Below are 14,372 nucleotides of genomic sequence, written 5' to 3'. Positions count from 1 at the left end.
TGATTTTTTATTTTAAATTACCCGCTTCATCAAGCATTCGATCTCGCCAATCCTCAAACCATTTTCGGCCTTCTGAAGATGGTTCTCCATATGGCCCCTGGCATTTGTGATGCGCCCAATCATGACAACGTCTGCATGTTGTAGCACCATTCCGTTTGGTTCCTTGTCCACCTTGCGATTTATAAGTAATGTGATGTGGAACACTATCAATTAAGTGACTACCACACTTGACACATCTATAACGATCTCTTTCGAAGATTGCTAGTTTTACAGCCATACTAAAATTTTTATTTTTAGTTCGCTTGCGGTTTTGGTATAATTGCGCTTCTTTTGAGTAGGGATAATATTTACCAATCATAAAATCACCCAATTTTCTTGTTTTTAAATGAATTTAATATCGCATTAACATCTTCATCAGAAACATTTGTGTCTTTAGGTTCCGCTATTTTCCGATTTTTGAACCATTCAGGAACAACTTCTTCTTTTACGCTTATTCCTCTACCTTTTCTTTGTAACTGCTCATTAAAACGTCTAGCATCTTCAACAGTTTTAACTCCTGCCGCTTTCCAATTTTTAAATACCGCTTCTATAAAAGGCATTCCCGCTTCTTTCTTTGCTGTTAATTTTAAAGCTGCTAACATCAAGTCTTTGCCCCATTCGTCATAAAACTGTTGCAACAATTCATAGTTAAAGGGTGTATCTGTAACTCCCTTTTGAATGTTAGATCGATAAAAATCAAGAGTTTCCCTGAATCCTTCGTCAATTAAATTATCACGACCACCACCACTATCTTTTTGTTGTGGTTGTTGTTCTGTTTCTGTTATTGTTTCTGTTATTGTTTCTGTTTCTGTTTTTGTTTGTCGGCTTATCGTAGACGTATCGTACAACGTATCGTGAGAACCCTTGTCATTACTAGGTTTGCCATTTTCTTGCTCTATCGATTCGCCTCTCTTATCGTATGTCGTATCGTTTGACGTATCGCGCAACGATTCGCTAACGTATGGTTCAAACACTTTTTTAATTTCTTTTTTTTCAATATGAGGGTAAATATAATCTAAAAGGGAGTGATCCTTTACATCTTTCAATTCTTTTTTTAATAAATCTTCGAACGGTTTCCCACCTCTATTTAAATTATATTTTCCCCAGTTAATAACACAGATTTCTCTCGTTTCCTCGTTGTATTTAATGTTTTTATGATGGTTAATAAAGCGATCTAGCAAACTATTAACTGATTCTAACGAGTACCCTAAATCAAATGACATTTGTTTTTTAGTAATCTTGTAAACACCGATTTGCTTTGTATTTGGATTAGTCAGTATATATAAATAAAAATACTTATCTTCTGGAGTCATTTCTTCCATAACCTTTGGATCGTTCCAAAATTCAGTATAGATTGTTCTGTATTTAGCCATTTAGACCACCCTTTCAATGTATTTGTTGTATAATGGGGGTAGGATGTTGTTGCAGCACCATCCTACTTTTAAATCAAGCGGTTCTATCTATCAAAGGGTATATACCGCGAGATTTAAGTATTTCATGTATGAAGAGTCGACCTTTTTGCGTCCAACGTGTATGAAGCTTTGTTCCAATTGTTCCGTCGGCTCTTCGATACTCTGTTGTCTTAGACTTCGTATAGCCTTCTCCCTGGTGCTTACCATAAAGCAACCATTGGCCATTCATCTTGTACTGCACTCCCGCTTCATGCAGAATATTATTTAACTTTTGACCACTCATCCCATAATCCTTTGCAATTTGTGTTATATTAACTGCATCTTTTGCTTCAAGAATCTTGTCAACATAAGAGATTTTAGGTTCGTATTCTTTAATGCGTTGTTCAAGCATTAATCGTTCTCTTTGTTCTTCAATCCATCTTTCAGCTCTTTTTATGGAGTCTTCAATAACATAAGATGGTTCTTGAATTTCATATTTTCCTGTTTTTCGTATTGATGGAATGACTTCATGAGTTACCCAGCGTTTAAATTTCTTTGCTTCTGGTTTGCGACTCGATAAGACTAAATTGTATAAGCCAAATTCATTTACTGTAGATAGTTTTTGATATCCTCCAGGGGTGTCAATTGAACTTACACCCTTTTCATCTTCATCCAATCGACTTAATGCCATCCTTGAGTTTTTTATTTCTAAAATTTCACAGACATCCTTTGCTACAAACCACAATTCGCCTTTTTCATCAATAATTCTTAATTGATTACCTTCAAATATTCTGTTAAGTTGATTCATTGATAAATTCCTCCCCTTTAACATCTAAAATAGTTAAAGCACAAGTTAAGCCACAATATAAATCAGGACCGTGGTTGTATACCCTTTCATCTTTAAAAATTACTTTTTTACATTTGTTGTTTGAACAGAGATCAACAACTTGTTTCATTTGTAATTCAACCTCTGTCATAAATTGAACTTTGAGCCAGTGGATGATGTTGGTGTCTATCTCTACTAATTTTCTTTTTACGTAAGGCCTTAACTACCTCGACTTGATGAATAATTCTATAGGCAGCTAATTCCGCTTCTTTCAAATCTTCTTCGCTTGCTGATAACAGCTTGTCTATCGTTAATAATGACAACGAATGTAACGTGTTAATAGTTCGGTTAAGCATTTCAAAATCTTCAACTAAAAACTTTTCAAAAAATTCGGGCATCTATTGAACTTCCTTTCTATCAACAAGATAAGGTACTCCATTTTTAAACCTATAACCCATCCGTTCAGCTTTACCACGGATTGCTAAAGTACTTCTGTTTAAATGCGCTGCTATAGTATCAAAACAATAACCTTTTTCGAGCATATCAATTATTGTTTTTTCTTCTTCTTCTGTGTACTTAATATGATTCGGTAGTCTGACTGGTCTTGCTTTTAGTTTGAGATCCCATATCCGTCTTTTAATTGCTCCTTGACTCCGCTTCAATTCGGCAGCTATTTCTGGATACGTGTATTTAAATTGATTAAGCATCGATATTAGTTTTCTATCATCACTTTTCTTCCATGGTGTATTATGTGGTTTTGGTACATAAAGTTTTCTAAGCTGATCTGCCTTCCGCTTCTCATCAACCCAATCTGGTTCAGGACCAAGTGATAATCTTTCAACACGACTAAAGTCCAACATTTGCTTATTCTTTTCGGACCATTTCCAAAAGTCTTCATAAGTAATTACTATAACTCTCTCTTTAACAGCAAATAATTTTTGTTTGGCTGGTAAGTCATAAAGGTTTATCCAGTTTTTTAATATTGTGTAGCTAATACCCAAGGCATCAGCTAATTGATTTAATGTAATTCCGTCATAATGAAGACGCGGATCACTTAGACCAATTCTTCCTGCTTTTAATTTCACCGCGTTAACAGATCGCCCTAATCTTCTTGCAATACCTTTAATACTTACGCTTCCCCAGTTATCTTGTAAATAATAGAGGTCTTCTTCTGTCCAGGCTCTACCGCTAGCCAATTACTTTGCTCCTTTCAATGGATTTTTTCTAACCAAACGCTCTAACTTTCTCAGCTGAATAAACTTAGGTAAGCTTCTCCACTCACTAACTTTAATTTTCACTATCATCAGCTCCTTTCAATTCCTTATTGATAAACTCAACAATTTCAATACAAGCGTCTTGTGACAGTCCATCAAGAGTTAAATTTTGTCGCATTAAAACAATCACATCATAAAGAGATTTTCTAAGTCTCAAAGTCTCACCATATTGTTTTTTACGGTCTTTTAATAAGTTGTTATGAGAATCTCTAAGTTCTTTGGTTGCTCTAGCATCATCCATGAGATAATTAAAGTCATCTAGCGTCAATGTGATACCGACACAATTTGCTGTACCAACATCGTCTGAGTAACGATCAACAATCTCTGCCAATCTACTCACTATCACCAACTCCTTTTAATGTCATCAACTGTCATAACAATCATTTCATTCATCTTCCGTTTTAAATTGATGTAACATCTTCATAAGAGAGCCATTTATCAATTGCATTTAAATCAAAGATTAATATGCCAGGCGCTGGTCGTTTGAATGGTATATTTTGTTGCTTAACTAAACGATAGATAGTGGCTTCCGACATATCACAATTAATATTTTTTAGATATTCTGATAATGCTTTTGCTCCTCTTACTAAGCGCATTCCTCATCAACTCCTAGATATTTAATATTTTTTTAATGTGTTTAATGTGCTCTTGAGCTTTTGGTCCGGATCTTTTGCCGGCTAAAATATCTGATAAGTATGGTCCAGAAATTCCAAGAGCTTCTGCTAACTCGCCATGCTTCATATTTCGTCTTATTAACTCAGAACGAACTTGTATTTCTAAATCTTTTGACATTAACTTGACCTCGCTTCCTTTGGTATAATGTTCCTATCATGATAGATAGGGGGTGAAATCATATTGTTTGATGATAAATACAAAATCATAATTGAGGCAATACAAGAATTAAAAAACGCTTCCGCCAATGTAAAAACCGATTCCGAGTACAAATCGTTAATAAAAAAATACGACATAATGTTTTTAGGTTCTGAATTTAATATCATTACTTCACTAGAATTAGCGCACTATCTTAGCTTAAATAAGGACTCGTCTATAACTCATGATTACTTGTTAAAGGTTCTGCCAAGAATTAAAGATGCTTTATCTTTAAAGCTTGAAGCACAAGTAAATTTAGAAGATATAGGAAAACAAAGTAGAGAAATTGCAAATTATTTAATCCATCTTTTTTAAAGTCATGTCACCATTCGGGATTGGATCCAATCTGTTTTCTTTACGCAATTTATTTATGTTCATAACTTCCTTAGTTGCTGCATCAACTCGGGAAGTCTTTTTCTGTTTTTTCATATTCACCTCTCCTTCTTTTCACTCACACTCAAGAACCAATATTTGAAGTCATGGCGATTGGCTATTGCTGCTGCTCGACTCCTAAATGAGAGTGTCCTGGCATGCTCCGCTCGTTCAATTATTGGTGCTTGAGTGTGAGTATTGTTTTATAAGCTATAAAATTAGCTAAAAGTATTGACAATAATTAAAGAAGATTATAGAATACAGACATAGCTAAATAAGACTTTACAAAAGCCTGTGAATACTGTAGTTATCCGTTCCCCAACGAAAAACTGTATTTTTATAGGTCGTATTTTTTATTGTCTTTTTAGCTAATTAAATAGCTTACCTAAAGTATATTAAAGAACTTTGTAGATGTCAACTTTATTTTTAAAGAGTTCTTTAATTATTTTTAGGAAAGCAGTTAGGATGGTTGGCATGACTGCTTTTGATAGAGTAAAAAAATTATGTGAGGAACAAAAAATTTCTATTGTGGAACTAGAGGAAAAGGTTGGATTTGGTAGAAACTCTTTATACTCTTGGAAGAAAAACAATCCTTCTTCTGAGAAATTAGAAAAAGTAGCAGACTTTTTCAACGTCTCCACCGATTATCTATTAGGTCGTACAGATATAAAATACATACATGAGCCAGACACAATCGCAGCTCATCACGATGGAGAGGACTGGACAGAAGAAGAATTAGAAGAAATAGAACGATTTAAAGAATTTGTAAGAATGAAGAGAAGCCAGCAGGAGTGATCAGATGCAATATGAAAAACTTCTTATAGAGGCAGATCAACATGGAGTAGACATCTATGAAAAGCCAATGCAGAAGAGAAATAAAGGTTTATACTGTGACAAAGTTATTTGGATAAATAAATACATAAATACATCCACAGAAAAAGCCTGTGTTCTAGCTGAAGAACTTGGCCATTATCATACATCAGCAGGTAACATACTTGATCAAAAAAATTTAAACAACATAAAACAAGAAAAGCAAGCTCGTACATGGGCATATGAAAAATTAGTTCCATTAAAGAAAATTATTAAAGCACATAAAGATGGTCCAAAAAATAAGTATGAGCTTGCAGAATATTTAGGAGTAACTGAAGATTTTCTAGAAAAAGCGATTGAACGTTATATTGAGAAGTTTGGTTTATCTGTTAAGTATAAAGACTATGTAATCTGCTTTGAACCACTTGGTGTAATTGAGTGGTTTGATAATAAAAATTTTTAACCACTTAATCGAACATATGTTCCAATTTTTAAGGAGGTGATTTTTAAAGTTTGTTCTCATTATAAAAAAGGAGGATTGACATGGCATCGATACAAGAAATCGTTCCAAGAAAGAAGTATAAACTTTTCGCTGAACTTGGAAGATTGCCAAACGGTAAACGAGATAGAAGGACAAAAACTGTTGAAGCTAGTGGAAAAAGGGAAGCTTTAAAAATGGCTCAAGCCTTTGAAGACGATTTAAAAAACAGAATGCAGTATGATGAGGAAATGTTTTTTGTTGATCTAGCCGAAAAGTGGTGGAAAAATTACGCTGATGTGGAGTTAGAAGGCCCTACAAAAGAGAAGTATAAACCCGCTCTTGATCTTATTGCTTCATATTTTGAAAGCTATCGAGTAAATGAAATAAAACCATTATCCATTGTAGAGTTTTTTAATTTTGAAAAGAAGGAAGGTAGACGATCTCTCGAAACGAAATACAAGGTGTTAAACTCCATATTTAATCATGCGATTAAATGGAAAGTGATTAAAGCGGAAGATAATCCAATGGAAGGTCAGGGTATACCTAAGATTACTCATAAGCAGAAAAAAGACTTTTACCGCACACATGAGTTTCCTATCCTTTTTGACTTACTCAAAGAGCAAAGCGAAGAACATCAGTTAATCGTACTTCTTGCATTAACAGGTGGTCTTAGACGTGGTGAAATAGCAGGGATTGCTTCAGACGTTTGTAACTTTGAGCATAATTCAATTTTAATTAAGCGATCACTTCAATATTCAAAAACAAACGGCCTAAGATTAAAAGGGACCAAATCAGAGGATACACGAGTAGTCACTCTATCCGAAAAATTAATGAAGAGACTGTATACACTCTATGAGCAAAAGAAATCGTTAAAAGAAGAAATGGGTAATCTATGGGAAGGTTTTAAAGACGTGAATGGTGAAGAAGTATTATTGCTATTTTCTAATGAATACGGAAAACCTTATCGTCCAGACACCATTTCTCAGTTTTGGAACCGATTTACGACAAAGCATAAAGATAACTTGAGAAAAATTAGGTTTCATGATTTAAGACACTCTAGCGCCACATATATTTTAAGTGAAGGAACAAAAGAAGGATTGAATATAAAAACTGTTCAGAAGCGTTTAGGACATAAAGATATCAAGACAACAATGAATTTATACAGCCATGTCACTGATCAAGATGATGAAGCATCAGGTAAATTATTCGATAATTTATTCTAGTTGGTCACTTTCATGTCACTCCACCATAAAACTCCATGGAACCCCAAAAAGCAAAAAACGCTCGATCCTTTACAGGATGAGCGTTTTAGAGAGAGCTTCCAGCCGGACTTGAACCGGCGACCCCTTCCTTACCATGGAAGTGCTCTACCGAACTGAGCTATGGAAGCAAATTGGCTCCACAGGTAGGATTCGAACCTACGACCGATCGGTTAACAGCCGATTGCTCTACCACTGAGCTACTGTGGAATAGAAATATTAAAAAGAAGTAACATAACTGTTACTTCAGAAAAATAATATAGGCTTAGCGACGTCCTACTCTCGCAGGGAAAACCCAACTACCATCGGCGCTGAAGAGCTTAACTTCTGTGTTCGGTATGGGAACAGGTGTGACCTCTTCGCTATTGTCACTAAACCTACAGGTTATATACCCTGAAAACTAGATAAGAAATGCACCTGACAAGTGTCATCAAATTCAATTTTGTACGTTTACGTACGTTTTAATTTAGTTAAGTCCTCGATCGATTAGTATTCGTCAGCTTCACATGTCACCATGCTTCCACCTCGAACCTATCTACCTCATCGTCTCTGAGGGATCTTACTCTAAAAGATGGGAAGTCTCATCTTGAGGGAGGCTTCATGCTTAGATGCTTTCAGCACTTATCCTTTCCATACGTAGCTACCCAGCCATGCTCCTGGCGGAACAACTGGTGCACCAGCGGTATGTCCATCCCGGTCCTCTCGTACTAAGGACAGCTCCTCTCAAACTTCCAAACGCCCACGACGGATAGGGACCGAACTGTCTCACGACGTTCTGAACCCAGCTCGCGTACCGCTTTAATGGGCGAACAGCCCAACCCTTGGGACCGACTACAGCCCCAGGATGCGATGAGCCGACATCGAGGTGCCAAACCTCCCCGTCGATGTGGACTCTTGGGGGAGATAAGCCTGTTATCCCCGGGGTAGCTTTTATCCGTTGAGCGATGGCCCTTCCATGCGGAACCACCGGATCACTAAGCCCGACTTTCGTCCCTGCTCGACTTGTAGGTCTCGCAGTCAAGCTCCCTTCTGCCTTTACACTCTATGAATGATTTCCAACCATTCTGAGGGAACCTTTGGGCGCCTCCGTTACTCTTTAGGAGGCGACCGCCCCAGTCAAACTGCCTGCCTGACACTGTCTCCGAACCGGATAACGGTCCTGGGTTAGAAGGTCAACACCATCAGGGTGGTATCCCACCGGCGCCTCCACGTAAGCTAGCGCTCACGCTTCTTAGGCTCCCACCTATCCTGTACAAATGGCATCAACATTCAATATCAAGCTACAGTAAAGCTCCACGGGGTCTTTCCGTCCTGTCGCGGGTAATGCGCATTTTCACGCATAGTATAATTTCACCGGGTCTCTCGTTGAGACAGTGCCCAAGTCGTTGCACCTTTCGTGCGGGTCGGAACTTACCCGACAAGGAATTTCGCTACCTTAGGACCGTTATAGTTACGGCCGCCGTTCACTGGGGCTTCAGTTCAACGCTTCGTACCAAAGGTACTAACGCATTCCCTTAACCTTCCAGCACCGGGCAGGTGTCAGCCCCTATACTTCGCCTTGCGGCTTCGCAGAGACCTGTGTTTTTGCTAAACAGTCGCTTGGGCCTTTTCACTGCGGCTTCTTCTAAAAGAAGCACCCCTTCTCCCGAAGTTACGGGGTCATTTTGCCGAGTTCCTTAACGAGAGTTCTCCCGCTCACCTTAGAATTCTCATCTCGCCTACCTGTGTCGGTTTGCGGTACAGGCACCTGTGTCCTGGCTAGAGGCTTTTCTTGGCAGTGTGGAATCAGAAACTTCGGTACTATATTTCCCTCCCCATCACAGCTCATGATTAATATCAGACGGATTTGCCTATCTGACTCACTCACTGATTGGGCGTGCATTTCCATCAGCACGCTTTTCTTATCCTCCTGCGTCCCCCCTTCGCTCGTAACGGTCACGAGGTGGTACAGGAATATCAACCTGTCATCCATCGCCTACGCCCTTCGGCCTCGGCTTAGGTCCTGACTAACCCTGAGTGGACGAGCCTTCCTCAGGAAACCTTAGGCATTCGGTGAAGAAGATTCTCACTTCTTTTTCGCTACTCATACCGGCATTCTCACTTCTAAGCGCTCCACCAGTCCTCTCGGTCTGACTTCTCTGCACTTACAACGCTCTCCTACCATTGATCGAAGATCAATCCGTAGCTTCGGTGATACGTTTAGCCCCGGTACATTTTCGGCGCAGCGTCACTCGACCAGTGAGCTATTACGCACTCTTTAAATGGTGGCTGCTTCTAAGCCAACATCCTGGTTGTCTGTGCAACGCCACATCCTTTTCCACTTAACGTATACTTTGGGACCTTAGCTGACGGTCTGGGTTGTTTCCCTCTCGACTATGAACCTTATCACCCATAGTCTGACTCCCAAGTCTATATCTCTGGCATTCGGAGTTTGACTGAATTCGGTAACCCGATGAGGGCCCCTAGTTCAATCAGTGCTCTACCTCCAGGATACGTATCTTGAGGCTAGCCCTAAAGCTATTTCGGAGAGAACCAGCTATCTCCGTGTTCGATTGGCTTTTCACCCCTACCCACACCTCATCCCCGCATTTTTCAACATACGTGGGTTCGGGCCTCCAGTCAGTGTTACCTGACCTTCACCCTGGACATGGGTAGATCACACGGTTTCGGGTCTACGACCTTCTACTATATTCGCCCGTTTCAGACTCGCTTTCGCTGCGGCTTCACCTTTTCTGGTTTAACCTTGCAGAAAATCGTAACTCGCCGGTCCATTCTACAAAAGGTACGCCGTCACCCATTAACGGGCTCCGACTACTTGTAAGCACACGGTTTCAGGTACTATTTCACTCCCCTCCCGGGGTGCTTTTCACCTTTCCCTCACGGTACTGGTTCACTATCGGTCACTAGGGAGTATTTAGCCTTGGGAGATGGTCCTCCCGGATTCCAACGGAATTTCACGTGTTCCGCCGTACTCAGGATACACATCGGAGGTGATGATCTTTCCACTACAGGGCTGTTACCTTGTATCGCGGACCTTTCCAGATCGCTTCGTGTAAATCGTCACTTTGTAACTCCTAATGATGTGTCCTACAACCCCAGTAAGCAAGCTTACTGGTTTGGGCTAATTCCGTTTCGCTCGCCGCTACTCAGGAAATCGCTTTTGCTTTCTCTTCCTCTGGGTACTTAGATGTTTCAGTTCCCCAGGTCTGCCTCATTTAACCTATGGATTCAGTTAAATGTACTACTCCATTACGAGTAGTGGGTTCCCCCATTCGGAAATTCCCGGATCAATGCTTACGTACAGCTCCCCGAGACATATCGGTGTTTGTCCCGTCCTTCGTCGGCTCCTAGTGCCAAGGCATCCACCGTGCGCTCTTTCTTACTTAACTAAAGTTGAACTTTTTATTGCTTCACAGTAAAAAAGACTTTTGGTCTTACTTTGTTTAAAAGTTTGATTTGATGTCTTGTCATACAGCTCGTGTTCAATCCTCATAAATAAGGAATGTTCACTTACTGTTTATTCTTATCTAGTTTTCAAGGTACAATTAATGATAAAACAAGGCATATTAACAATGCCTAATAATGAAATTGGTGGAGCCTAGCGGGATCGAACCGCTGACCTCCTGCGTGCAAGGCAGGCGCTCTCCCAGCTGAGCTAAGGCCCCAAAAGTAGGATGGTGGGCCTAAGTGGACTCGAACCACCGACCTCACGCTTATCAGGCGTGCGCTCTAACCAGCTGAGCTATAGGCCCATCCTCATATAATATTTATGTTTTAAAGAGATTGATCTCTCAAAACTGAACCAAACAACTGAATTGTTAAGTCAGCCCGTAGGGCTGTTCCTATGATGTCCAGCTTAGTCATCCAACGACTAGTAAACTTCCTTCACCTCCGTACGATAAGTCAACATCAACTCACTTGCGTTCGTTGTGTTTCCTTTATCTCCTTCGGTTCAGTCCAGTTTATACGTCGTTAAACAGATGCCTTCGCCTTTCATTATCCTTAGAAAGGAGGTGATCCAGCCGCACCTTCCGATACGGCTACCTTGTTACGACTTCACCCCAATCATTGGCCCCACCTTCGGCGGCTGGCTCGCTAAAAGCGTTACCTCACCGACTTCGGGTGTTGCTAACTCTCGTGGTGTGACGGGCGGTGTGTACAAGACCCGGGAACGTATTCACCGCGGCATTCTGATCCGCGATTACTAGCGATTCCGGCTTCATGTAGGCGAGTTGCAGCCTACAATCCGAACTGAAAATGGTTTTATGGGATTGGCTCCACCTCGCGGTTTCGCAGCCCTTTGTACCATCCATTGTAGCACGTGTGTAGCCCAGGTCATAAGGGGCATGATGATTTGACGTCATCCCAACCTTCCTCCGGTTTGTCACCGGCAGTCAACTTAGAGTGCCCAACTGAATGCTGGCAACTAAGTTCAAGGGTTGCGCTCGTTGCGGGACTTAACCCAACATCTCACGACACGAGCTGACGACAACCATGCACCACCTGTCACCGCTGTCCCCGAAGGGAAAGCTATGTCTCCATAGCGGTCAGCGGGATGTCAAGACCTGGTAAGGTTCTTCGCGTTGCTTCGAATTAAACCACATGCTCCACCGCTTGTGCGGGTCCCCGTCAATTCTTTTGAGTTTCAGCCTTGCGGCCGTACTCCCCAGGCGGAGTGCTTAATGCGTTAACGCCAGCACTAAGGGGCGGAAACCCCCTAACACCTAGCACTCATCGTTTACGGCGTGGACTACCAGGGTATCTAATCCTGTTCGCTACCCACGCTTTCGCGCCTCAGCGTCAGTTACAGACCAGAGAGTCGCCTTCGCCACTGGTGTTCCTCCACATCTCTACGCATTTCACCGCTACACGTGGAATTCCACTCTCCTCTTCTGTCCTCAAGTTCTCCAGTTTCCAATGACCGCTTGCGGTTGAGCCGCAAGATTTCACATCAGACTTAAAGAACCGCCTGCGCGCGCTTTACGCCCAATAATTCCGGACAACGCTTGCCCCCTACGTATTACCGCGGCTGCTGGCACGTAGTTAGCCGGGGCTTTCTCGTTAGGTACCGTCAAGGTACCACCCTATTCGAATGGTACGTGTTCTTCCCTAACAACAGAACTTTACGATCCGAAGACCTTCTTCGTTCACGCGGCGTTGCTCCGTCAGACTTTCGTCCATTGCGGAAGATTCCCTACTGCTGCCTCCCGTAGGAGTCTGGGCCGTGTCTCAGTCCCAGTGTGGCCGATCACCCTCTCAGGTCGGCTACGCATCGTTGCCTTGGTGAGCTTTTATCTCACCAACTAGCTAATGCGCCGCGGGCCCATCTATAAGTGATAGCTTGCGCCATCTTTTATCCTCTTGTCAGGAGACAAAAGGTTTTATCCGGTATTAGCTCACGTTTCCGTAAGTTATCCCAGTCTTATAGGCAGGTTGCCCACGTGTTACTCACCCATCCGCCGCTCGATCCATTAAACGTCACTCCGAAGAGATCTGTTTAATTTCACGCGCTCGACTTGCATGTATTAGGCACGCCGCCAGCGTTCATCCTGAGCCAAGATCAAACTCTCAATAAAATTGATAGAGTTACGATTAACTCAATTTTGAAGCACTAGCTTCTTCTTACTTGTTTTTCTTAACATCTTTCGTTGTTTGGATTCAGTTTTCAAAGATCAATCGTTGTCACTTGTTTTAGCGACGAGTTATACTATATCACGTTTGATTTATCAGGTCAATAGTTTTTTTAAAATATTTTTCCTCGTCGTTTTCATCAGAGTGTATGTCTTTTTGACAACAGAAATTAATATAACATATTGATAATTTTGTTGCAATAGTTTTTTTGAAAATTTATTTGTGTACGTAACTAAAATTTATAATTCATTACATATTTCAGTACTTCTTGTTCACTAGCCACGCGACGAAAGAGTTGAAATAGGATCTGATAACGACGATACATTGCCTTTTTCACAATAAGATCAATTCTACTATCTTCCATATCAAATATTAACTCATCCATTTCCTTTTTAATTATATAGGATATTTCTTTGACTTCCTTTTCATTAATCAATAGTCCTAACATTGTTAACCCTCATTCCTAATTATAATTAGTCTTAAATGAAGTTAGATCCTTTAGATATTATTTTCCCATTTCGCTAGAAAACAAACACATATAATCAATAATGTACACATAATTATAAATTGGACATGCATAAGATAGAATAATCTTAAATCAAAGGAGTTAAGTATAATGTCTTTCTTTCTTACTGTGAAAATGAGTCAATTAAAGAAAGTATTCATAACATTCGTATTTAGCATTGTGGTTATCTCTCTCATTGTAACTGGATTAAACATTGACTTGGCCGTTTTCTCTTCAGTTGATAATCCAAGTGCGTTAATAAAAGGACGTGAAGACAAAAGTGAAATTAGTTTAACCTTCAACATCACTTGGGGTGATCAAATTTTAGAACCCATCCTCGATCTTCTTGAAAGTGAAGACGTCTCTGCTACGTTCTTTTTACTCGGAGAATGGGCTGAGCACCATCCTCATTTAGTTGATCTTATTGTTGATAAGGGGCATGAGATTGGGATGCTAGGTTATCGATATAAGAGTTATTTAAAGCAAGATATTAGCGATGTTCAAAAAGATCTATATAAGGCTCATGATACTTTCACTAAGTTGGGCTATCCTAATTTAACTTTACTTCGTACTCCAAGTGGACATTTCAATAAAGAAGTACTAAATACTGCGGTCAACCAAGGATTTCAAGTTATTGATTGGCGAGTCGATACTCAAGATTGGAAGACACCAGGTGTAAATACGATTATCGAAGCAGTTTTATCTAATACGAAGAATGGTGATGTCATTTTGATGCATGCTTCTGATTCTGCTACACAAACTAAAGACGCACTTGAAGTTATTCTCCCCAGCCTAAAGCAAAAAGGTTTTTCTTTCGTTACAATTACAGAACTAATTACACAAGCAGATATTGAAATTAATCCTGTTGAATAAGTTTACACATAATTATCCTTAAATCTTCTCATATTAATATT

General features: G+C 40.2%; 16 protein-coding genes, 4 tRNA genes and 3 rRNA genes. 5 read left to right on the top strand and 18 right to left on the bottom strand.

Annotated elements, in window-relative coordinates; all coding sequences use genetic code 11:
• Positions 1 to 7 precede the first annotated feature (7 nt).
• The 9 genes from AXY_RS01065 to AXY_RS01030 all read right to left on the bottom strand — a co-directional run bounded on the left by AXY_RS01065 (position 8) and on the right by AXY_RS01030 (position 4,322).
• A complete protein-coding gene (locus AXY_RS01065; RefSeq protein ID WP_231841358.1) occupies positions 8 to 370 on the bottom strand; it encodes an HNH endonuclease in 363 nt (120 codons plus the stop codon).
• Positions 363 to 1,412, bottom strand: a complete 1,050-nt coding sequence (locus AXY_RS12160; protein ID WP_015008930.1) for a DnaD domain protein — start codon at positions 1,410 to 1,412, stop codon at positions 363 to 365. The genes AXY_RS01065 and AXY_RS12160 overlap by 8 nt, the downstream gene beginning before the upstream one ends.
• Positions 1,413 to 1,485: 73 nt before the next feature.
• The gene (locus AXY_RS01055) at positions 1,486 to 2,238 is read right to left on the bottom strand and encodes a phage antirepressor (RefSeq protein ID WP_015008929.1); all 753 of its coding nucleotides are present in this window, start codon (positions 2,236 to 2,238) and stop codon (positions 1,486 to 1,488) included.
• Positions 2,225 to 2,386 (bottom strand): hypothetical protein, encoded by a 162-nt coding sequence (locus AXY_RS12700; RefSeq protein ID WP_015008928.1) that lies wholly within the window; start codon positions 2,384 to 2,386, stop codon positions 2,225 to 2,227. Before AXY_RS12700 ends, AXY_RS01055 begins: the two co-directional genes overlap by 14 nt.
• Positions 2,387 to 2,393: 7 nt before the next feature.
• On the bottom strand, positions 2,394 to 2,654 hold the full coding sequence (locus AXY_RS01050) for a hypothetical protein (RefSeq protein ID WP_015008927.1): 261 nt from the start codon (positions 2,652 to 2,654) through the stop codon (positions 2,394 to 2,396).
• Positions 2,655 to 3,452 carry a hypothetical protein gene (locus tag AXY_RS01045; RefSeq protein ID WP_015008926.1) on the bottom strand — a complete coding sequence of 266 codons (798 nt, stop codon included), beginning with the start codon at positions 3,450 to 3,452 and terminating at the stop codon, positions 2,655 to 2,657.
• A gap of 91 nt (positions 3,453 to 3,543) precedes the next feature.
• Positions 3,544 to 3,870 carry a hypothetical protein gene (locus tag AXY_RS01040; protein ID WP_015008925.1) on the bottom strand — a complete coding sequence of 109 codons (327 nt, stop codon included), beginning with the start codon at positions 3,868 to 3,870 and terminating at the stop codon, positions 3,544 to 3,546.
• A 61-nt stretch (positions 3,871 to 3,931) separates the two neighbouring features.
• Positions 3,932 to 4,126, bottom strand: coding sequence for a hypothetical protein (locus AXY_RS01035; protein ID WP_015008924.1), 195 nt, complete (start codon positions 4,124 to 4,126; stop codon positions 3,932 to 3,934).
• A 13-nt stretch (positions 4,127 to 4,139) separates the two neighbouring features.
• Positions 4,140 to 4,322 (bottom strand): helix-turn-helix domain-containing protein, encoded by a 183-nt coding sequence (locus AXY_RS01030; protein ID WP_015008923.1) that lies wholly within the window; start codon positions 4,320 to 4,322, stop codon positions 4,140 to 4,142.
• A gap of 63 nt (positions 4,323 to 4,385) precedes the next feature.
• Here AXY_RS01030 and AXY_RS01025 point away from each other — a divergent pair, with 63 nt between their 5' ends.
• Positions 4,386 to 4,715: a hypothetical protein gene (locus AXY_RS01025; RefSeq protein WP_041450062.1), complete on the top strand. Its 330-nt coding sequence runs from the start codon at positions 4,386 to 4,388 to the stop codon at positions 4,713 to 4,715.
• Here the strand turns inward: AXY_RS01025 and AXY_RS13055 are convergent.
• Positions 4,698 to 4,829, bottom strand: coding sequence for a hypothetical protein (locus AXY_RS13055; RefSeq protein WP_269447584.1), 132 nt, complete (start codon positions 4,827 to 4,829; stop codon positions 4,698 to 4,700). The genes AXY_RS01025 and AXY_RS13055 overlap by 18 nt on opposite strands.
• 417 nt (positions 4,830 to 5,246) lie before the next feature.
• On the opposite strand from AXY_RS13055, the gene AXY_RS01020 reads away from it, so the two are divergent.
• The 3 genes from AXY_RS01020 to AXY_RS01010 all read left to right on the top strand — a co-directional run bounded on the left by AXY_RS01020 (position 5,247) and on the right by AXY_RS01010 (position 7,286).
• Positions 5,247 to 5,567, top strand: a complete 321-nt coding sequence (locus AXY_RS01020; protein WP_015008921.1) for a helix-turn-helix domain-containing protein — start codon at positions 5,247 to 5,249, stop codon at positions 5,565 to 5,567.
• Positions 5,568 to 5,571: 4 nt separating this feature from the next.
• Positions 5,572 to 6,045, top strand: a complete 474-nt coding sequence (locus tag AXY_RS01015) for an ImmA/IrrE family metallo-endopeptidase (RefSeq protein WP_015008920.1) — start codon at positions 5,572 to 5,574, stop codon at positions 6,043 to 6,045.
• An 80-nt stretch (positions 6,046 to 6,125) separates the two neighbouring features.
• Entirely contained in the window at positions 6,126 to 7,286 is a 1,161-nt protein-coding gene (locus tag AXY_RS01010; protein WP_015008919.1) for a tyrosine-type recombinase/integrase, read from the top strand.
• A gap of 93 nt (positions 7,287 to 7,379) precedes the next feature.
• On the opposite strand, the gene AXY_RS01005 is transcribed toward AXY_RS01010, so the two are convergent.
• From AXY_RS01005 to AXY_RS00970, 8 genes are all read right to left on the bottom strand, one after another.
• A tRNA-Thr gene (locus AXY_RS01005) sits at positions 7,380 to 7,453 on the bottom strand.
• A gap of 4 nt (positions 7,454 to 7,457) precedes the next feature.
• Positions 7,458 to 7,532 (bottom strand) — tRNA-Asn (locus AXY_RS01000).
• A gap of 53 nt (positions 7,533 to 7,585) precedes the next feature.
• Positions 7,586 to 7,698, bottom strand: a 5S ribosomal RNA gene (gene rrf, locus AXY_RS00995).
• Positions 7,699 to 7,788: 90 nt separating this feature from the next.
• Positions 7,789 to 10,711: ribosomal RNA gene (locus AXY_RS00990) — 23S ribosomal RNA — on the bottom strand.
• A 200-nt stretch (positions 10,712 to 10,911) separates the two neighbouring features.
• Positions 10,912 to 10,987 (bottom strand) — tRNA-Ala (locus AXY_RS00985).
• Between the two features lie 10 nt (positions 10,988 to 10,997).
• Positions 10,998 to 11,074 (bottom strand) — tRNA-Ile (locus AXY_RS00980).
• Between the two features lie 254 nt (positions 11,075 to 11,328).
• Positions 11,329 to 12,898 (bottom strand): 16S ribosomal RNA (locus AXY_RS00975).
• Together the 16S, 23S and 5S rRNA genes with 4 tRNA genes alongside form the textbook arrangement of a ribosomal RNA operon.
• Before the next feature lie 287 nt (positions 12,899 to 13,185).
• Positions 13,186 to 13,401: a hypothetical protein gene (locus AXY_RS00970; protein WP_015008918.1), complete on the bottom strand. Its 216-nt coding sequence runs from the start codon at positions 13,399 to 13,401 to the stop codon at positions 13,186 to 13,188.
• 192 nt (positions 13,402 to 13,593) lie between these two features.
• Here AXY_RS00970 and pdaB point away from each other — a divergent pair, with 192 nt between their 5' ends.
• A complete protein-coding gene (gene pdaB / locus AXY_RS00965) occupies positions 13,594 to 14,331 on the top strand; it encodes a polysaccharide deacetylase family sporulation protein PdaB (protein ID WP_231841357.1) in 738 nt (245 codons plus the stop codon).
• Positions 14,332 to 14,372 lie beyond the last annotated feature (41 nt).

Origin of the sequence: Amphibacillus xylanus NBRC 15112, from assembly GCF_000307165.1 — a bacterium.
GTDB classification, from domain to species: domain Bacteria; phylum Bacillota; class Bacilli; order Bacillales; family Amphibacillaceae; genus Amphibacillus; species Amphibacillus xylanus.
The sequence above is the reverse complement of the archived record's forward strand: the minus strand, read 5'-3'. Positions and strand labels throughout refer to the sequence as shown.